At 63.1% G+C, this 17,662-nt stretch carries 18 protein-coding genes; 9 read left to right on the top strand and 9 right to left on the bottom strand.

Annotated features, from left to right (window positions below; all coding sequences use genetic code 11):
* Nucleotides 1-16: 16 nt before the first annotated feature.
* Together P0M12_RS04335 and P0M12_RS04330 are read right to left on the bottom strand one after the other, a co-directional pair.
* Nucleotides 17-919 (bottom strand): dihydrodipicolinate synthase family protein, encoded by a 903-nt coding sequence (locus P0M12_RS04335; protein WP_073512721.1) that lies wholly within the window; start codon nt 917-919, stop codon nt 17-19.
* 33 nt (nt 920-952) lie between these two features.
* Nucleotides 953-1,738, bottom strand: coding sequence for an aldolase (locus P0M12_RS04330; RefSeq protein ID WP_073512722.1), 786 nt, complete (start codon nt 1,736-1,738; stop codon nt 953-955).
* A 166-nt stretch (nt 1,739-1,904) separates the two neighbouring features.
* Here P0M12_RS04330 and P0M12_RS04325 point away from each other — a divergent pair, with 166 nt between their 5' ends.
* Nucleotides 1,905-2,495: an XRE family transcriptional regulator gene (locus P0M12_RS04325; protein WP_003946400.1), complete on the top strand. Its 591-nt coding sequence runs from the start codon at nt 1,905-1,907 to the stop codon at nt 2,493-2,495.
* Complete coding sequence (locus tag P0M12_RS04320) at nt 2,492-2,917, top strand: hypothetical protein (RefSeq protein ID WP_003946354.1); 426 nt, start codon at nt 2,492-2,494, stop codon at nt 2,915-2,917. Before P0M12_RS04325 ends, P0M12_RS04320 begins: the two co-directional genes overlap by 4 nt.
* Nucleotides 2,918-2,924: 7 nt before the next feature.
* On the opposite strand, the gene P0M12_RS04315 is transcribed toward P0M12_RS04320, so the two are convergent.
* The 3 genes from P0M12_RS04315 to P0M12_RS04305 are packed head-to-tail and all read right to left on the bottom strand — an operon-like array spanning nt 2,925 to nt 7,362.
* Nucleotides 2,925-4,397 carry a carboxylesterase/lipase family protein gene (locus tag P0M12_RS04315; RefSeq protein WP_275231559.1) on the bottom strand — a complete coding sequence of 491 codons (1,473 nt, stop codon included), beginning with the start codon at nt 4,395-4,397 and terminating at the stop codon, nt 2,925-2,927.
* Nucleotides 4,394-5,923 carry a carboxylesterase/lipase family protein gene (locus P0M12_RS04310; RefSeq protein ID WP_003946388.1) on the bottom strand — a complete coding sequence of 510 codons (1,530 nt, stop codon included), beginning with the start codon at nt 5,921-5,923 and terminating at the stop codon, nt 4,394-4,396. The genes P0M12_RS04315 and P0M12_RS04310 overlap by 4 nt, the downstream gene beginning before the upstream one ends.
* Nucleotides 5,924-5,952: 29 nt before the next feature.
* Nucleotides 5,953-7,362 carry an NAD(P)/FAD-dependent oxidoreductase gene (locus P0M12_RS04305; protein WP_073512746.1) on the bottom strand — a complete coding sequence of 470 codons (1,410 nt, stop codon included), beginning with the start codon at nt 7,360-7,362 and terminating at the stop codon, nt 5,953-5,955.
* Between the two features lie 82 nt (nt 7,363-7,444).
* Between P0M12_RS04305 and P0M12_RS04300 the strand changes: the two genes are divergently transcribed.
* Together P0M12_RS04300 and P0M12_RS04295 are read left to right on the top strand one after the other, a co-directional pair.
* Nucleotides 7,445-8,197, top strand: a complete 753-nt coding sequence (locus P0M12_RS04300; RefSeq protein WP_007727631.1) for an SDR family oxidoreductase — start codon at nt 7,445-7,447, stop codon at nt 8,195-8,197.
* Nucleotides 8,197-9,519, top strand: coding sequence for an NAD(P)/FAD-dependent oxidoreductase (locus tag P0M12_RS04295; RefSeq protein ID WP_003946361.1), 1,323 nt, complete (start codon nt 8,197-8,199; stop codon nt 9,517-9,519). Before P0M12_RS04300 ends, P0M12_RS04295 begins: the two co-directional genes overlap by 1 nt.
* A gap of 3 nt (nt 9,520-9,522) precedes the next feature.
* Here the strand turns inward: P0M12_RS04295 and P0M12_RS04290 are convergent, their stop codons facing one another.
* Entirely contained in the window at nt 9,523-10,026 is a 504-nt protein-coding gene (locus P0M12_RS04290; RefSeq protein ID WP_003946334.1) for a hypothetical protein, read from the bottom strand.
* Nucleotides 10,027-10,151: 125 nt separating this feature from the next.
* On the opposite strand from P0M12_RS04290, the gene P0M12_RS04285 reads away from it, so the two are divergent.
* Genes P0M12_RS04285 through P0M12_RS04275 form a run of 3 tightly spaced genes read left to right on the top strand, consistent with a single transcriptional unit; the run spans nt 10,152 to nt 12,253 of the window.
* Nucleotides 10,152-10,622, top strand: coding sequence for a MarR family transcriptional regulator (locus P0M12_RS04285; RefSeq protein ID WP_073512724.1), 471 nt, complete (start codon nt 10,152-10,154; stop codon nt 10,620-10,622).
* Between the two features lies 1 nt (nt 10,623).
* Nucleotides 10,624-11,475 (top strand): ATP-binding cassette domain-containing protein, encoded by an 852-nt coding sequence (locus P0M12_RS04280; protein ID WP_042921332.1) that lies wholly within the window; start codon nt 10,624-10,626, stop codon nt 11,473-11,475.
* On the top strand, nt 11,435-12,253 hold the full coding sequence (locus tag P0M12_RS04275; RefSeq protein WP_007727621.1) for an ABC transporter permease: 819 nt from the start codon (nt 11,435-11,437) through the stop codon (nt 12,251-12,253). Before P0M12_RS04280 ends, P0M12_RS04275 begins: the two co-directional genes overlap by 41 nt.
* Nucleotides 12,254-12,279: 26 nt before the next feature.
* Here P0M12_RS04275 and P0M12_RS04270 read toward each other — a convergent pair whose 3' ends face one another.
* Both P0M12_RS04270 and P0M12_RS04265 read right to left on the bottom strand, forming a co-directional pair.
* Nucleotides 12,280-12,723, bottom strand: coding sequence for a helix-turn-helix transcriptional regulator (locus P0M12_RS04270; protein ID WP_003946341.1), 444 nt, complete (start codon nt 12,721-12,723; stop codon nt 12,280-12,282).
* A 552-nt stretch (nt 12,724-13,275) separates the two neighbouring features.
* Nucleotides 13,276-13,434, bottom strand: a complete 159-nt coding sequence (locus P0M12_RS04265; protein WP_155277906.1) for a hypothetical protein — start codon at nt 13,432-13,434, stop codon at nt 13,276-13,278.
* A gap of 210 nt (nt 13,435-13,644) precedes the next feature.
* Here P0M12_RS04265 and P0M12_RS04260 point away from each other — a divergent pair, with 210 nt between their 5' ends.
* Entirely contained in the window at nt 13,645-14,457 is an 813-nt protein-coding gene (locus P0M12_RS04260) for an FAD:protein FMN transferase (RefSeq protein ID WP_007727618.1), read from the top strand.
* Between the two features lies 1 nt (nt 14,458).
* On the opposite strand, the gene pgi is transcribed toward P0M12_RS04260, so the two are convergent.
* Nucleotides 14,459-16,114 carry a glucose-6-phosphate isomerase gene (pgi, locus tag P0M12_RS04255; protein ID WP_007727615.1) on the bottom strand — a complete coding sequence of 552 codons (1,656 nt, stop codon included), beginning with the start codon at nt 16,112-16,114 and terminating at the stop codon, nt 14,459-14,461.
* A gap of 92 nt (nt 16,115-16,206) precedes the next feature.
* Here pgi and P0M12_RS04250 point away from each other — a divergent pair, with 92 nt between their 5' ends.
* Nucleotides 16,207-17,661, top strand: a complete 1,455-nt coding sequence (locus P0M12_RS04250; RefSeq protein WP_277377471.1) for an NAD-dependent succinate-semialdehyde dehydrogenase — start codon at nt 16,207-16,209, stop codon at nt 17,659-17,661.
* The last annotated feature ends 1 nt before the right edge of the window (nt 17,662 follow it).

Raw genomic sequence — 17,662 nt, 5'->3', positions numbered from 1 at the left:
CCACTCCCACGTCAGGTCACGACGCGACGATTACACCGCGAGCCACCGACAGAGCGTCGGACAAAGCTGTCCTGGTGTTGTCGTCGAGGGACAGCAGGGGCCGGCGGGGAAGGCCGGCGTCGATGCCGAGAGATTCCAACCCGGCTTTGACCGTCGACGGCAGTCCGCGACTGACGAGGACCTTCAGTAGCGGCTCGATCTGTTCGAACACAGCGGCGGCACCCGACCGATCACCGGATTCGAGTAGACGCCAGAAGTGCACCACCTGTTCGGGGGCCAGACACGGGGCTGCCGTGCACCATCCGCTTGCACCGGCAGAGAAAGATTGCAGTGCAAGAGGATTGCTGCCGTTGAAGAAGGGGATCGTGCCACCGCTCAGTTCGTTGATGCGGTTCATCCGGGTGATGTCGCCGGTGGATTCCTTGATCATCGTGACGCCGTCGACGGTGGAGACGAGATCGACGAGAAATTCCGGCGACATGTCGATCCCGGTGGTGGCCGGATTGTTGTAGATCATCGTGGGAATGTCGACGGAATCGGCCACCGCGGTGACGTGTTCACGAATCTCCTGCTCACCCAGATGCCAGTACGACGTGGGGAGGATCATCATTGCGTCGGCTCCGGCGTCTGCCGCGATCGATGCTCGGCGGAGTGCTCCCGCCGTCGTCAGATCCGACACTCCGACGACGGTGGGGACTCGGCGGTCGACGTAGTCGACAGTCTCCCGAGCGACCGTCTCCCACTCTGCATCGTCGAGATAGGCGCTCTCGCCGGTACTGCCGAGTGGGGCTATCGCGTCGACACCACTGCTGATCATGCTGTCGAGGAGCGTGTGTAGCGGCTTGGGGTCGAATGCTCCGGTGTCCCGGTCGAACGGGGTGACGGGATAGGCGACGATTCCCTTGATGGTGCTGCTCATGAGGCTCTCAGTTCTGTTGGTGGGAAACAAAAGTCAGTTGGTCAGTGTGTCGGGATGATTGCGGAGAGCGCGACGGGCGTAGTAAGCGAAGTTCGCCTCGCTGCGCCGAGGAGTCAGTGTCCAATCGTGTGCCTCCTTCGCCAGGCGAGGCGGTAGCGGCTTGATGTCTCCGGCAGCCATCGCCAGCAACTGCAGTCTGGCCGCTCGCTCGATCAGATGCCCGAGAGAGCATGCCTCTTCGACCGTGTTGCCGACGACGAGTTGGCCGTGGTGGGCGAGCAGAATTGCCCGCTTGTCGCCGAGTGCAGCCGAAATGATCTCGCCCTCCTCGTTTCCCACGGGAACCCCGGGCCAGTCGGCGAGAAATGCGCAGTCGTCGTAGAGCGGCGCGATGTCCATTTGGGAGACGACGAGGGGAATCTCGAGCATCGACAGCGCCGTCGCATGTAGTGGGTGTGTGTGGACGATGCAGTTGACGTCGGGTCGTGCGCGGTAGATCCAACTGTGGAACCTGTTGGCGGGGTTCGGCATGCCCTCCCCGTCGAGGACTTCGAGATCCTCGTTGACGAGCAGGAGGTTGTCCTCGGTGATCTCGTCGAACCCGAGGCCGAGTCGCTGTGTGACAAACGTTCCTGGCTGCCCACCGCGGGCGGAGATCTGTCCGGCAAGGCCGGAATCGTGGCCGGCGTCCGACAGTGCCCGGCAGGTCAGTGCGATCTTCTGTCGAAGAGTCCAACTACCTGTCGTTACTTCGGTGAGCATCTTCGTCTCGGCGGTCGCCATGAGTTCCTGCTTGCTCGTATGCATCGTGTCGGTCATGGGGTGTGCCTTTCTCGGGACCCGGAAATCAATGACATTCCGTCACCTATAAGACACAAAGTGTCATATAGGACGGAAATGCGCAACCCTCGATTCATGCATCGCTGATCGCCGCAGGTCAATGTATTGGTAGGGTGATGACACAAAGTCGCGTGAGGGGAACCGAATGGCAGCGTTTTTGCGAACACATCGGCGTCGCGCCGGTCTGACGCTCGAGGGCCTGGCCGAGCAGACCGGTCTGACGAAGAGCTATCTCTCCAAGGTCGAGCGGGGTATCAGTACCCCGTCGATCGCGGTGGCACTCAAGATTGCGCGTGTGCTCGACGCCGATGTGGGGCAACTGTTCTCGGACAGTATGGAGGGAAATGCCATGACGATCGTGCGCGCGAAGGACCGCGTGATCGACCCGGCCAACTCCGTGCAGTCTTCCGTCTACGATCCGATCGCGCCCTCACTGGTCGGAAAGGCCATGCAGCCGTTCGTGGTTCATCCGGCCTCGGTGATGGGTCCCAAGTTCATGGACCACACGGGAGAGGAGTTCGTGTTCGTGCATTCCGGATCCGTAGAATTCGAAATCCCCGGGCAGACGATGCACCTCGACGCCGGCGACAGCTTGTACTTCGACGCGAATACGCCGCACCGGATGCGGTCGGTGTCGGCGGATCGTGCGGTGGTGCTGGTTGTCGTCTACGACAAGCCTTCGGCTGGATCACCCAGCGGTGACTCGCTGGAAACGCACTGCGGGGTGGGCAGATGACGCTGGGGATCGACACGACACTGACGCTTCTCGCGGCCGGTCTGATCTTCCTTCTCTCCCTGTGCCTGGGAATCTGGAAATACCGACAGATGGCCACTTCGGACAATCACCTCGCCCATCCGTATGTCGACATCGCACACCGCGCTGCCCTGATGTACTCGTTTGCGACGCTGCTGATCGCGGTGTTCGTCGAACTCAGTGCGTGGCCGACGTGGATCAACCTGACCAGTGCCGCAGTGGTCGTGTTCTTCTTTCTCGCAGCGATATTCAGCTACATCGCTCACGGTGCGATGAAGGACACCGACAATCAGTTCGAGTCCGCCGGTCCGCCCCTGCACCTCGGGATGTTTCTGCTGATCCTCGGTGAGGTGGGCGGATTTGCCGTCCTACTCGCAGGTTTCGTGAAAGGTCAGTTCTTCTGATCGGGCTTCAGCGCCTGTGCTCGTAGCCGATCCAAGCCCGTCGACGCTCACCCATCGGGTCGTTCTCCACTCGGGACGTCTCGTCGAAGATCATTGTTTGCCGCTCCGGTACGGAGTAGGCGGGCCAATCCCGGTCCGGGACTCCGTGGCGGGCGAAATGGATCCAGTGGCGCTGCATGGTGGAGGTCACCGCAGTCAGTCCGCGGCGCCCACCGACCGCGGTCAAGGCCGCGGTGAGTGCATCCGAACGCCCGAAGACCGCAAGCAATTCGGTGGCGTGGGTAGCGCCCATGCCGACGAGTCTGAGCAGGCGAGGCGCAAAATCGTAGCGGTAACTGTAGGTAGGAGCTACCTGGCAATGACCCTGTGCGCAGAGTATCGCGGGCTCCCAGAACGTGATGTCGCCGCCGAGATCTGCGGCAGCAAACCGGTGCGGATACGTGGGATACGCCGCGAGCGCACGTGCTTTCACTTCAGGGGTGGTGTGGGAGAACATCTTCTCGATCCGAACCGGGTCGGTAGGCAAGATGTCGAGAACGCGCGGGAAGATTCTTCCCTCGTGGAGATTCGAACCGACGAGCAGCGGAACGGGGTGGGCGCGTCCGGCGGCGAACACGTCGAGCGGGTGTTCGGGAAGGACGTCGTCACCCACCACGGGAGCAAATGCCCGCGTTCCGGGTTCTTCGTCCGCGCCGCGGCGCGCAAGTTCTTCGCCGGCAGCGACCAGGTCCTTCACCGAAGCGGAGCGCAGCCACGATCCCGGATCGGTATCCGGAGCCTGTGCGATCTCGAGGAACTCGCGTGCCCAACGGTGCGCTCGCTCTTTTCCGTATGCCGAAGCAGCCGGCGGACTTTGAGCGATGGCCCGGGCGAACAGCCCTCGTGCCGCCGGCGTTGCCATCAGAGTGGTGACCGCGTTGGCGCCGGACGATTCACCGAAGACGGTGACGGCGTTCGGGTCGCCGCCGAAAGCGGCGATGTTGCGTTGGACCCACGTCATCGCGGCGATCTGATCGCGCAATCCGAGGTTCGTCTCGAATGATCTTTCCGCAGTGGAATATTCACTGAAATCGAGGTAGCCCAACGCGCCGAGACGATATTGGATCGAGACGTAGACGATGTCGCCACGTTCGACCAGGCTCGTTCCGCGGTACATGGGCGTCGACGGATTCCCGCCGTTGTACGCGCCGCCGTGAATGAAAACCATGACCGGTCGCAACGAATCCGACGGTACCTGCGGAGCCACGACATTGACGAAGAGTGAGTTCTCGTCGAAGTTGCTCTTGCGCTGCGGAGACGGAGAGCCGAATGCTTCCGCCGGGCGGACACCATGCCAAGCCTCGACCGGCTGCGGTGCGCGAAATCTCCAAGGACCGGTCGGGGCCGTTGCGTAGGGGATTGCTCGCCAGGTGCGCAGTCCTCGATCGAGGCGCCCGCGTACGACCCCGGAATCGAGAGTGATCTCGAGGGGGCTCGTCACGGTAGGGAGATGTCGGTGCCGTGGCTACGGTAACCGCTGTATCCCGCCCAGGCCAAGCGTTGTTCACGTCTGGGATCGTTCTCGACGCGGACGATCTCGTCGAAGATCATGGTCCGACGCTCCTGCCCCTCGTAGCGCGGCCACGATCCGCGCGGCGAGCCGTGCTCGGCGAAGTGAAGCCAGTGTCCCTGAACAGATTCGGTGACTGCGCGCAGTCCGCGTCGACCGCCGGGAAGGGTGAGGCCGCGCCCGACAAGGGTGTCACCGATGCCGAAGACTGCAAACATCTCGAATCCGTGTGTGGCGTCGAGGCCGAGCCAGCGCATCATCGTCGGCGCGAAGTCGAATCGGTAGGCGTATGTCGGCGCTGATTGTGCGTGCGCTTGCATCAACTCCACGGACGGGTGCCAGAACGTGACGTCTCCGCCGACGTCGATCGCGGACTGCTCGTCCGGGTAGCCGGGATAGGTTGCGAGGATGCGCTTCCCGGCCTCGGGATCGGTGAGGGCAAACATGGTGTCGATGCGCGACGGGTTGGTCGGAAGTGCGTCGAGCACCTTCGGGAACAGCGTCCCCTCCCGTCTGTTGGTGCCGATGATCATCGGCACCTGGTGTGCCGATCCTTCTTTGAATGCGTCCAAGGGGGAGCGCGGCAGGAAGTCGCCGTCGACGACCGGTCCGAAGGGATGTAGTCCAGGTGTGTTCGCGAGTACCTCGGCGCCCAGTCTGCTTCCGGCTCTGCCCAATTCGACGGCTGTCGCCGAGGTCAGGGCCTTCGCGGGTGGTAGGCCGGAATTGAGGATCTCGACGAAACGCGCGCCCCAGGCATGCGATCGCTGCGTGCTCGAGACCAGATCCGGAGCCGAACTCTCGGCGATAGCGCCGGCAAAGAGTCCCTTGGCGGCCGGAGTCGCCATCAGGGTGGTGACGGCGGTGGCTCCGGCGGATTCACCGAAAATCGTGACTTTTTCAGGATCCCCACCGAAGGCGGCGATGTTGCGTTGCACCCACTGCAGGGCCGCGACCTGATCGCGCAGTCCGAGGTTGGAGTCGAATACGCGCTCGGATGTGGAGAACGGGGTGAAATCGAGGTAGCCCAGAGCGCCGAGTCGGTAGTTGATCGAGACGTAGACGACGTCGCCGCGTTCGACGAGGGACACGCCCGAGTACAAGCCGGTGGCCGAGGTCCCGATGGTGTTTGCCCCACCGTGGATGAAAACCATGACGGGACGCGGAGTATTGCCGGTGTTCGCGGGGGCGAGCACGTTGAGCGTCAGGCAGTCCTCGCTGCTCGGCTGGTACTTCCCGGGCGCGAGCAACAGCCCCTTCTTGTGTTGGACAGACGCGTCGCCGAACCTGGTCGCGTCGCGTTCTCCGGTCCACGGCGTGACCGGCTGGGGTCGCGTCAGACGCAGTGTTCCGACCGGCGGCCGGGCGTAGGGAATTCCGCGCCAGGCACGAAGTTTTCCCACCCGGCGGCCGCGCAGGGTGCCGTCGGCCGTGGTCACAAGTATGTCGGACGCCATGTCGCGACTATACGTACTTCGGGAGCGCGTCAGCGGCGAGCCTCCAGCAATCGAAGCCAGACTTCACTGACCGTCGGATACGAGGGCACCGCATGCCAGAGAGTTTCCAGTGGTACGGCGCCGACGACCGCGATTGTCGCCGCATGCACCAGCTCGGATACTTCGGGCCCGGCGAAGGTAGCGCCGAGGATCACGTCGGTGGCCTTGTCGATCACCAACTTCGCGCGCCCCGAGTAGTCGTCGCGCAGCAGCGAAGATCCCGCGACGGCGAGTTCGATCTCCACGACTTCGACGTCGTAGCCGTCGTCGCGAGCTTTCTTCTCGGTGCGTCCCACCCAGGCGATTTCGGGTGAGGTGAACACCACCTGGGGGACCTGTCCGTTGTCCGCCGACGCCGTGTACCGAGGTCCCCTGAGTCCGCGGCTCTCGGCCCGCGCGGCGATGACGTCTCCGCAGACTCTCGCCTGATACTTGCCCATGTGGGTGAGGGGAGAACGACCGTTGATGTCGCCGACGGCGTAGAGCCACTCACCTTGGGCACAGAGGTGATCGTCAGTGGTGACGTACTTGCCGTCCTCGAGGCCGATGACGGACAAGCCGAGATCGGCAGATGTCGGCCCGCGGCCCGCCGCGACGATGACCTCGTCGACTTCGATCACGCCGGACGATGTCTCGATGCTGACGGGTCCACCGTGGATGTGACCTTCGCCGGTGTCCTTGGCATCGGGGCGTGAGACCGAGTTGACGGCAGTGCTCAGTCGAACGTCCACACCGCGGGCACCGAGTGCTTCGGCCACCATCGTTCCGGCAAACGGTTCTGCTGATTTCAACAGAGCATCGCCCCTCACGAGCAACGTCACGTGAGCGCCGAACGACGACAACCACGTTGCGCACTCCGTTGCGACCACTCCGCCGCCGATGACCGCCACTCGCGACGGAACCTCGTGCAGGTTGGTGGCGTCGCGCGAGGTCCACGGGAGTGCCTCGCGCAATCCCGGTGTCTTCGGGACGGTGGCGGTCGTTCCCGTGGCGAGTACGACGGCCTGGCGGGCACGGAGCTTACGGGTCCCGTCGACGGTCACTGCTCGCTCGCCGTCGATGACCCCGTGGCCTTTGATCACGGTGATGCCCGCGGAGGTTGCCCAGTCGACCTGGGACGAGTCGTCGTGGTTGTGGGTGAACGAGTCGCGCCGTTTCAGAACGGCATCGACGTCCAGCGGTCCGGCCGGGACCCCGGGCAAGGCGTCGGCCGCCTCGAGGACCTGCCCCGGGCGCAGTAGTGCCTTGCTGGGCATACAGGCCCAATACGAGCATTCACCGCCGACCAGTTCGTGTTCCACGATTGCGGCGGTGCGATTACTTCCGGCGATGGCGTATGCGGCGGCGTTCTCGCCGGCGGGTCCACCGCCGATCACGATGACATCGAATTCGTCGGTCATTGCTCCACGGTATGTCGGATCGGTCCGAGTTCGCTCGGTTACCGCCGGGTACGAGAACTCGATGATGGTTACAGTTGCACCCATGACGCGGCAGAAGATTTTGATCACCGGTGCCAGTTCGGGTCTGGGTGAGGAGATGGCCAGGAGATTCGCCGCGGCCGGTCGCGACCTCGCGTTGTGTGCCCGGCGGACGGATCGTCTCGACACGCTGCGTGGGGAGTTGGTGGCGCAGTACCCGTCGATCAGCGTCGCAGTGCGCGAACTCGATGTGACCGAACACGATTCCGTCGTCCGGGTTTTCGGTGAGCTGCGCGACGAGTTGGGTGGCCTGGACCGGGTGATCGTCAACGCCGGGCTCGGCAAGGGCGCCAAGATCGGAACCGGAAAAGCGCACGCGAATCTTGCAACAGCGCAGACGAATTTTGTCGGCGCGCTGTCGCAGTGTGAAGCTGCGCTCGAGATCTTCCGCGCGCAGGACTCCGGACACCTGGTTCTCGTGTCCTCGATAAGCGCGGATCGGGGGCTACCCGGGCCAAAAGCGGCCTATTCGGCAAGCAAGGCGGGAGTAGCGGCTCTGGGTGAGGCGCTCAGTATCGAGTTGGCGCGCACACCTATTCGGGTCACCACCCTGCTGCCGGGCTTCATCAAGACCGACATGTCCGCCGGCGCCGGCGACGACGCTGCGCTCATGGCCAGTCTGGACGAAGGCGTCAGTGCCATGGTCGACGCCATCGAGAAGGAAACCACCCGAGCGGCGCTACCCGGCCTCAAGTGGCAAGGGATAGATGCGGCCCTACGATTCCTGCCCAACTCCGTGACAGCGAGGTTTGTCTGATGAGCATCCACATCTCGAACGGTAAGCCCCGCGTAGTGATCGTCGGTGGCGGCTTCGGTGGACTGTACGCAGCGAGACGGCTCAAGAAGGCCGACGTCGAGGTGGTTCTGATCGACCGAGGGACCAGCCACGTCTTCCAGCCCCTGCTCTACCAGTGCGCCACGGGTCTGCTCTCCGAAGGGCAGATCGCAAGTCCGCTGCGACATCTGCTCGAGGACAACAAGAACACGAACGTCGTTCTGGGCGAGGCCAAGTCGGTGGACGCCGACGCCGGGATACTGACTGCCAGTCGCTTCGACGGGTCGACCTTCGAATTGCCGTACGACTACCTGATCGTGGCGGCTGGAATGCGCCAGTCCTACCACGGCCAGGACGAGTTCATCAAATGGGCGCCCGGCATGAAAACCCTCGACGACGCTTTGGCGATCAGGCGCAGTCTCATTGCTGCGTTCGAGATGGCCGAATCGCTCCCGACTGCGGAAGAACGTCGACCGTGGCTGACATTCGCCGTGGCGGGCGGCGGACCCACCGGCGTCGAATTAGCCGGACAGATCCGCGAATTGGCGATGCACGCGCTCACAAACGAGTTCCGGTCCATCGACCCGGACGAGGCAAGGGTACTGCTCTTCCACGGCGACGATCGGGTGCTCCCTTCGTTCAGTCGCAAGCTCTCGGCCGCCGCCAAACGTACTCTCGACGGGATCGGCGTCGAGACTCACCTCGGCGTGCACGTCACAGACGTGTGCGAGACCAGCATCGAGACGACGGACAAGAAGACAAAAGAGAAGCGGCAGTACGAGACCCGCACGATTCTGTGGACCGCGGGCGTCGAAGCGGTGCCGTTCGCCGAGGCACTGGCCACGGCGCTGGGTGTGAAGCAGGTCGGCGGTGGCCGCATCGAGGTGGAAGCCGATCTGACCGTTCCCGGCCACCCGAACGTCTACGTGGTGGGCGACCTCATGTCGCGGGACAAACTTGCCGGGGTGGCCGAGGTCGCGATGCAGGGTGGTCGGCACGCCGGTGCCCGGATCGCGGCAACCGTGGAAAACGGAGTGCCCAGCCGAAAACCGTTCAAGTACCGCGATCTTGGAACCGCGGCCTACATTTCGCGACGCCACGCGTTGCTTCAGGCAGGGCCGGTCCAGTTGTCCGGGTTCATCGGATGGGTGTCCTGGGGAATCATCCACATCGCGTTTCTCGCGGGGTTCCGCAATCGCGCCAGCACGGTGCTGAACTGGGGCGCAACCTTGGCGTCGAAAACGCGTCGGGAACGGGCAATCACGTACGGCGACCCCGAAACCGCGCGGCAGCCGTACAACTGAGGGTTACTCGGTCTTGAACACGGGGTTTCCGGCGGCGTCGATCATCCACCACAGGCTGCCGACGCTCTGTCCGAGCATGTCGCCGGGAACCTTGTCGTCGAGGTACCGATAAACAGGCTTGCCGTTGACGGTGATCTGGAAAGATCCTTCAGGCCCGTCGACAGTGTCGATGACGGCGTCGATTCCTTCGACGATGGGTGAATCGGTCACCGAGGTGACCGCCGGCCAGTAACGCAGGCACGCTTCGTCGCACGACCCGGCTTGTGAGTTCTCCTCGTCCGGGTTGTAGACGTAGACGGTCATGCCTTCGCCGTCGACGGCGATCGTCCCGAGTGGGGAGTCGGCGGTCTTCAGCAGGGGTGCATCAGCGGCGGCGGGTGGCGACAGCGACGTCGCAATGGCAGTGACGTTGTCTGCGCTGTCCCCGGAATCGAGGGCGTCGGGCGAGCAACCGGTGAGGATCAGGGCGGTACTCGCAACCGTCGCGAACAACCACTGTCTGCGCATGACGTCTCCGTTCTGGGCGGGAGTGCTCGGGACAAGCAATCGGGGATACCCGTTGCGGACGAGCTGAAAACGCCGGGCGTCCGGATTCCTCGACAATAGCTCTGTTACAGAGCTATTGTGAGGTTGTGGATGGAAGCGGAGCAGATCTTGCGGATGACGTCCTGGAGACGCTCGGACAATTGCGCCGGGGCACGAGGAAGGCGTCGGGGCGGCCGTTTGCGGAACGACCGCTCGCCGGCGCCCAGATCGAACTCGTCAGGCTGCTACGACGCAACCCGGGTCTGTCGGTGGCCGAGGCCGCCGGGCGATTGGGTGTCGCGGCAAACACGGTGTCCACCTTGGTGCGGCAGCTCGTCGACGAGGGAGTGATCGAACGCGTTGCCGACGAGGCCGACCGCCGCGTCGCGCGATTGGTGCTCGCGGACGAGGCGCGCGCCCGCGTCGAGGTGTGGCGTGATCGCCGGAGTGTGATTGTCGGTCAGGCATTGTCGACTCTGACCGCAGAGGACAGGGCAAGTATCGAGGCTGCTCTACCGGCCCTGTCTCGATTGGCGAGCGCTCTGGCAGCAGCCGGATCGGAAGGCGGGGGGCAGTGAGATGCTGACACAGTGGTGGAAGAGCCGAGCGGCAGGTTCACCCGACCCCGGCGCACACGCGGTCGAGATCGACTCGGTTACATACAAGTTCGGCGACCACCGCGCGGTGGACAACCTGAGTCTGGTCATCAATGCGGGGGAGTGTTTCGGCCTGCTCGGTCCCAACGGCGCAGGAAAGACTACGACGATCAGGTTGCTCAACACGCTACTTCCTCTGCAAGACGGTGACATTCGGATTCTCGGTCGCTCAGTTCGTACCGAGGCGATGACCATTCGGCGCTACCTCGGGTACGTGCCACAACAGCTCTCGATCGAAAGCGCATTGACCGCACGCGAGAACGTGACCTGGTTCGCGCGACTGTACGACGTTCCGCGGTCCGAACGACGCGAGCGCGTCGACCAGGCGCTCGAGATGGTGGACCTACTCGATTCAGGTGATCGTCTGGCGTCGGGTTTCTCCGGCGGTATGGTGCGACGTCTCGAACTTGCGCAGGCGCTGGTGAACCGACCGTCGTTGCTGGTGCTCGACGAACCGACGGTGGGGCTGGATCCCATTGCCCGCGAATCCGTCTGGCAGCGAGTGGCGGAGATGCAGAAGCAGTACGGCATGACTGTGCTGCTCACGACGCACTACATGGAAGAAGCGGAGGAGTTGTGTGATCGTGTTGCGTTGATGCATCACGGTGAACTTCGTGCGGTGGGCGAGCCGAGCGCGTTGGCCGCCGAACTGGGGCCGGAGGTCACTCTCGAAGACGTGTTCCGTCACTACACCGGCGACGATCTCACCGGCGACAAGTCAGGAGGTCTCCACGATGTCCGCAGTGCCCGTCGCACAGCGCGCCGCTTGGGCTGATCCCACTACCAACAGTCTTGCTCGATTGCTCTCGAGAATTTACACATTCTGCCTCGTGGAAGTTCAGAAGTTGCGGCACGACCGATCTGAATTGGTCACGCGCGCAATCCAGCCGATCCTCTGGTTGGTGATCTTCGGTCAGACGTTCAGTCATATCCGAGCGATCCCGACTGGCGACGTACCGTATCTCGACTTTCTCGCGCCGGGCATCATTGCGCAGTCCGCGCTTTTTGTTGCGATCTTCTACGGAATCCAGATCATCTGGGAGCGTGACGCGGGAGTCCTCACCAAACTCATGGTGACGCCGACGCCACGAGCCGCGCTGGTCACCGGAAAGGCATTTGCGGCCGGTATCCGTGCGGTCGCCCAGGCCGTGGTCGTAGTCGTTGTAGCGGCGCTGCTGGGCGTGAGCATGACGTGGAACCCGATCAAGCTGCTCGGCGTCGTGGCTGTCGTTGTCCTCGGCTCGGCGTTCTTCGCCTGTCTGTCGGTTGCGATCGCGGGGATCGTGCTCAAACGAGATCGATTGATGGGCATCGGCCAGGCGATCACCATGCCGTTGTTCTTCGCGTCCAACGCTCTGTACCCGGTCGAACTCATGCCGACGTGGGTTCAGTGGCTCAGTCGCATCAATCCGCTGAGTTACGAGGTGTCAGCGCTGCGCGGTCTGCTGATCGGAATGCCGACCGACTACCTCGTCGACTTCGGCGTGCTGATCGGGGCCGCGCTGCTCGGAATCATCACAGCTTCGGCACTATTGGGCCGCTTGACTCGCTGATCTGACTCGCTGATCTTCGCTGCGGACTAGTCGCGAGTGAACGGTGGGGTGTAGGTGCTGCAATCCGGAGGGACGGCCGGGAGTCCTTCGGACGAGCGAAGTTTCTCCGCAATCGATGAGAGCAAGTCCTGCGATTCAGGGGAGAGATCGACCGCTTTTATGGCCAGAGAACGTAATTCGCTGTCGTGGAACTCCTCGACAACCGAACGGTCTTCTTCCGGAATCAGTTCGGGATCTTGGCGAGGTGTCGGGCCGAAGAAGTACTCTGCTGCCACGCCGAAGTAATCGGCCAATGCCAAAACGACTTGCTCCGATGGATTCGTGCGCACACCGCTCCGGAGTTGCGAGAGGTACGGTGTCGAAATCTTGCATCCACGTTGCGAAAGGGCTTCCACAACTTGTGCGTTGGTGAGTCTCGGTGCTGTGGCCGGGTACAAGGCGTTCAAACGGTCCTTGAATGAATCGGTCACAATTCCTCCCTCGAGCGTGACCCAGCGTCACAGCTACTTCGCAGTTTTCACATAGTAGACGACACGGTTATTCTGGACTCTGGTCGAAAGTCCTTTCACCTGCGGATATTTGGCGCAGAAAAATTCCAAAGACTTTGTAAAGTATGTGATTTTCGCCGCGTACTGACCGTTCGTTTTGCCAAGGTGTACGGCGGTAGCGTATAAGCCGAACGGTGGTGGTTACGCCATTGTGCTGCAGGTTCTTTCAGCCGGTCCTATCCATTTTGTGTCGATGCATTCCTGCTCGGTCTGTAACGTGCGAAGCGCTGCCGCCGGGCACCGGGCGTCGTCGTGCCGGCGGTTGGCGCGCCGCGTGTTCGGGACTTCTTCTCGGTGCTCTGCTCGACGCTCGCGCGCAGTGGTGGGCCCGTATTTTGCTGCACTCGAGAGTGAGCGCTCAGGTGTGTCCACCTGCGAAAGTGACGCGCATTGAAAGCGGCCGATTGGTATGTCATCGACGTTGGAACACAGTGCTTCTCGTCGGTCCCCATTTTTCATGCGGTGACATAAGGTTCATGCGGTGACATCAGCGCCGCCCGGGCGTGTTGCTGCGGCGGACCGGGCTCGAAGCGCAGCCGGCCGGCCGGACATGTCGAGCGTCGACTCTGCGTCTTTCGGATCGGAATTGCCCGCTGCGCCAGTAGTAGTCGACGTCGTCGCAGTCAGGTGCATGTCAGAACCATGTGGAGGATTACACGTCTTGCACACGGAGGGCGACAGTCCAGGCGGCAATTCTGTCGCACAGATCTACCATCCAGTCCCCGCCGTGCGCTGCTCAACCTGCGGCATGTGTGCCTCGGCCTCGGAAGCGCTTTATGGCACGGGGGTTGCTGACCGGCGCATACTGGTTACAACACAGTGTGTTCGAAGGGCAGGACTGACATGGTCAGTGTCGAGAAGTGGGCGATGTGGGATTCCGCCGTGGAGGTGGACGTCACCGAGGGCGCTGCGCTGCCTACTGCGCACGCGTTGATCGCAGCTGCCATCGACGAAACCGAAGCGGTCTGCGACCTTCGCCGGGGAGACGCCGAGATTCACGCCGTCAACCTCGCTCAGGGAACTCCGGTCAAAGTGACACGACGTATGTCGGCTCTGCTGCGGTCGGCGCTGTGGGCTGCCCGTATGACCGGCGGTGCAGTCAATCCGCTTGCCGACAACTACTCCGAGGACGAATCCATCCCTCCGGTGCACCCGACTCCGACGTTCGAGGACGTACAGCTCGACGGAGACGTGGTGTACGCGCCCTGGGGTGCGTCGTTCGACATCACCGGAGTTGCCAAGGCCGACACCGTCGATCGCGCCGCGCAGATCGTCGCCGCCGAATTACAATGCGGCGTTGCTGTGCGGATCGGCGACGTGATCGCCACGGCCGGCCATGCACCGGCTGGTGGCTGGCAGATTCCGGTGCCGGACAGCGAAGAAGTCGAACTGATCAACGGAACCGCGATGGCGACGGCGCGGGCGCTGGAGCTGCCCTCCTGGGAGCCGAACCAGGAGCGGCCCTCCACGGAATGGGCACAGGTCTCGGTGATTGCTGACGACGCGGTGTGGGCGTACGCCGCGAGCGAAGCTGCGTTGATCCGGGGGATAAGCGCCATCAAATGGGTTGAACAGCAAGAGCTTCGCGCTCGGCTCGTCGACCGATCCGGACGCGTGTACACAACGGAAAGTTGGTTCGGCCCGGCGGCCGCGTGAGTCAGGCCCGTCCGCGCTCTCTGCGGTACCACTGCACCAGAGCATCTGTGGATGTGTCGCCGAGGTCGCCGGGTGCTGCTTCGGAAGAGAGCGCAGGCCCCAGTTCCATGGCTTGTGTCTTGCCGAGTTCGACGCCCCACTGATCGAACGGATTGACACCCCACACAGCACCTTCGACAAATACCTGGTGCTCGTAAAGTGCGATCAGCTGACCTACGACCGAGGGGGTCAGCTCCTTCGCCAAGATAGTGCTCGAAGGCCGGTTGCCTGGCATCACCTTGTGTGGCACCAGCTCCGGAGCAGTGCCCTCTGACGCGATTTCTTCGGCAGTCTTGCCGAACGCGAGAACCTTTGTCTGAGCGAAGAAGTTACTCATGAGCAGATCGTGCATTGATCCCGTGCCGTCCGCAGTAGGCAGATCGTCGGTGGATTCCGCGAACCCGATGAAATCGGCAGGCACCAGCCAGGTGCCCTGATGCAGGAGTTGGTAGAAGGCGTGTTGGCCGTTGGTTCCGGGCTCGCCCCAGAAGATCTCACCGGTGGACGTGGTCACCGGTGAGCCGTCGGCGCGAACCGATTTGCCGTTGGATTCCATGGTCAGCTGCTGCAGGTAGGCGGGAAAGCGCAGCAAGTCGTTGGAGTAGGGCAGCACTGCGCGGGACTGTGCGCCGAAGAAGTTGGAATACCAGAGCCCGATGAGGCCGAGGAGGACCGGCGCGTTCTGCTCGAGCGGTTGGTTTCGGAAGTGCGTGTCGATCTGGTGGAAACCGTCGAGGAACTCCGCAAAGCGAACGGGTCCGACGGCACACATGACCGACAAGCCGATCGCCGAGTCGACGGAGTAGCGCCCGCCGACCCAATCCCAGAACCCGAACATGTTCGCGGTGTCGATGCCGAACTCCGCCACGCGGTCACCGTGGGTGGAGACTGCGACGAAATGCTTGGCTACGGCCGAGACGTCTTCGCTGCCCAGACCGGCGAACAGCCAACGCTTTGCCGCTGTCGCGTTGGTGAGGGTCTCGAGGGTGGAGAACGTCTTGGATGCGACGATGAAGAGCGTCGTCTCCGGATCGAGGTCGTCGAGCTGTCCGACCAGATCGACAGGGTCGATGTTGGAGACGAACCGGACGCTGATTCCGGCGTCGGCGTAATGCCGTAGTGCGCGGTAGACCATCACCGGCCCGAGGTCGGAACCGCCGATGCCGATGTTGACGATGGTGCGGATGCGCTTGCCGGTAGCTCCGGTCCACTCGCCGCTGCGCACACGATCGGCAAAAGCGCCCATCGCGTCCAGAACTTCGTGAACGTCGGCGACGACGTCTTGACCGTCGACGGTCAGCGCAGAATCCTTGGGCAGACGCAGTGCTGTGTGCAGTACGGCGCGGTCTTCGGAAGTGTTGATGTGATCGCCCGCGAACATCGCGTCGCGTCGTGCCTCGACGCCGGCCTCGCGGGCCAGGTCGACGAGCAGCGCGAGAGTCTCGCGGCTGACGCGATGCTTGCTGTAGTCGATGTGAAGATCACCGGCGTCGATCGTCAGCTCTCGCCCGCGGGCTGGATCGTCCTGGAAGAGTTCTCGCAGGTGAACGCCTTCGATGTCGGCGTAATGAGCGCGCAGTTTCTGCCAGGCTGAGGTTCCGGTGATGTCAGTGCTCACGATCATCGACTTTAGTGGCACAAGCTGGAAACTTCCGCGTGAGTCTCGCTCGCGGGCAGACGGACGCGGCTCCGACGAGCATCATGGAACCCATGGACACATTCGAATTCATTCGATCAGTTCCCACCCAGTTGTTCGTCGGCGGTCGGTTCGTGCCCGCGGAGAACAACGCGACCTTCCCGGTGGCGGATCCGGCGACCGGGAAATCGTTGACCGATGTCGCCGATGCGAGCCCCGCGGACGCGCTGCGCGCTCTCGACGAAGCCGTCGCCGTCTCGTCGAAGTGGGCGAGCACACCTGCGCGCGAGCGTGGTGAAATCCTGCGAGCCGTCTTCGAGAAGATCACCGAGCGAGCCGAGGACGTGGCGCTGCTGATGACCCTCGAAATGGGCAAGGCACTCGCCGAAAGTCGCGCCGAGGTGAAGTACGGGGCGGAGTTCTTCCGGTGGTTCAGCGAGGAGGCCGTTCGCATCGGCGGGCGCTACACGCCGGCGCCGGCGGGCAACGGCCGGATCCTTGTCACCAAGGCGCCGGTCGGACCGTGTCTGGCCATCACTCCCTGGAATTTCCCGTTGGCGATGGGTACCCGCAAGATCGGCCCGGCGTTGGCCGCCGGCTGCACGATCATCGTCAAGCCCGCCTCGGAGACCCCGTTGACGATGTTGTTGCTTGCTCAGCTCATGGCCGAAGCCGGGTTGCCCGACGGAGTCCTCTCGGTGTTGCCGACATCGAAATCCGGTGAAGTGACCGGCCCTCTCATCGACGACCCTCGACTGCGCAAGCTCACCTTCACCGGGTCCACCGGCGTCGGCAAGATGCTGGTGGAGAAGTCCGCGAAGCGATTGCTCCGCACGTCGATGGAATTGGGTGGCAACGCACCCTTCGTGGTGTTCGACGACGCGGACGTCGACAAGGCAGTCGAGGGCGCGGTACTGGCGAAGCTTCGCAACGGAGGCGAAGCATGCACCGCCGCCAACCGGTTCCACGTCGCCAACGCCGTGCGTGAAGAGTTCACGACCAAGCTGACCGAGAAGATGGCGACTTTCACGATGGGACCCGGTACCGACCCGGAGACGAAGCTCGGCCCGCTGATCAACCAGAACCAACTCGACACGGTCGCGGAGTTCGTTGCAGATGCGGTGGATGCCGGGGCGAAGGTGCGACTGGGCGGCGAAGCGCCGGGTGGTGAAGGGTACTTCTATCCAGCCACGGTGTTGGCAGACGTTCCGGCCAGCGCGCGGATTCTGAAAGAAGAGGTGTTCGGACCCGTCGCCGCGATCACCGGCTTCGACACCGAAGCCGAGGGAATCGCAGCCGCCAACGACACCGAGTTCGGACTGGCCGCGTACATCTTCACGAGGGATCTCGACCGTGCGCTTCGGGTTTCCGACGCACTGGAATCAGGAATGATCGGCGTCAACCGCGGAGTGATCTCGGACGCGGCAGCGCCGTTCGGTGGCGTGAAGGAATCCGGATTCGGCCGCGAGGGCGGGACCGAGGGGATCGAGGAATACCTGAACACGAAGTACATCGCGCTCGAGAGCTGAT

The sequence above is a fragment of the Rhodococcus sp. RCBS9 genome, from assembly GCF_029457415.1.
GTDB classification, from domain to species: Bacteria; Actinomycetota; Actinomycetes; order Mycobacteriales; family Mycobacteriaceae; genus Rhodococcus_F; species Rhodococcus_F qingshengii.
Note: the sequence above shows the minus strand (reverse complement) of the source record. Positions and strands in the feature narration are given on the sequence as shown.

Excerpts from the sequence above, each read along its gene's own strand:
- P0M12_RS04335 (WP_073512721.1), bottom strand. The coding sequence starts at position 919 with ATGAGCAGCACCATCAAGGGAATCGTCGCCTATCCCGTCACCCCGTTC.
- P0M12_RS04330 (WP_073512722.1), bottom strand. The coding sequence starts at position 1,738 with ATGACCGACACGATGCATACGAGCAAGCAGGAACTCATGGCGACCGCC.
- P0M12_RS04325 (WP_003946400.1), top strand. The coding sequence starts at position 1,905 with ATGGCAGCGTTTTTGCGAACACATCGGCGTCGCGCCGGTCTGACGCTC.
- P0M12_RS04320 (WP_003946354.1), top strand. The coding sequence starts at position 2,492 with ATGACGCTGGGGATCGACACGACACTGACGCTTCTCGCGGCCGGTCTG.
- P0M12_RS04310 (WP_003946388.1), bottom strand. The coding sequence starts at position 5,923 with ATGGCGTCCGACATACTTGTGACCACGGCCGACGGCACCCTGCGCGGC.
- P0M12_RS04305 (WP_073512746.1), bottom strand. The coding sequence starts at position 7,362 with ATGACCGACGAATTCGATGTCATCGTGATCGGCGGTGGACCCGCCGGC.
- P0M12_RS04300 (WP_007727631.1), top strand. The coding sequence starts at position 7,445 with ATGACGCGGCAGAAGATTTTGATCACCGGTGCCAGTTCGGGTCTGGGT.
- P0M12_RS04295 (WP_003946361.1), top strand. The coding sequence starts at position 8,197 with ATGAGCATCCACATCTCGAACGGTAAGCCCCGCGTAGTGATCGTCGGT.
- P0M12_RS04290 (WP_003946334.1), bottom strand. The coding sequence starts at position 10,026 with ATGCGCAGACAGTGGTTGTTCGCGACGGTTGCGAGTACCGCCCTGATC.
- P0M12_RS04280 (WP_042921332.1), top strand. The coding sequence starts at position 10,624 with ATGCTGACACAGTGGTGGAAGAGCCGAGCGGCAGGTTCACCCGACCCC.
- P0M12_RS04275 (WP_007727621.1), top strand. The coding sequence starts at position 11,435 with ATGTCCGCAGTGCCCGTCGCACAGCGCGCCGCTTGGGCTGATCCCACT.
- P0M12_RS04265 (WP_155277906.1), bottom strand. The coding sequence starts at position 13,434 with ATGCACCTGACTGCGACGACGTCGACTACTACTGGCGCAGCGGGCAAT.
- P0M12_RS04260 (WP_007727618.1), top strand. The coding sequence starts at position 13,645 with ATGGTCAGTGTCGAGAAGTGGGCGATGTGGGATTCCGCCGTGGAGGTG.
- P0M12_RS04250 (WP_277377471.1), top strand. The coding sequence starts at position 16,207 with ATGGACACATTCGAATTCATTCGATCAGTTCCCACCCAGTTGTTCGTC.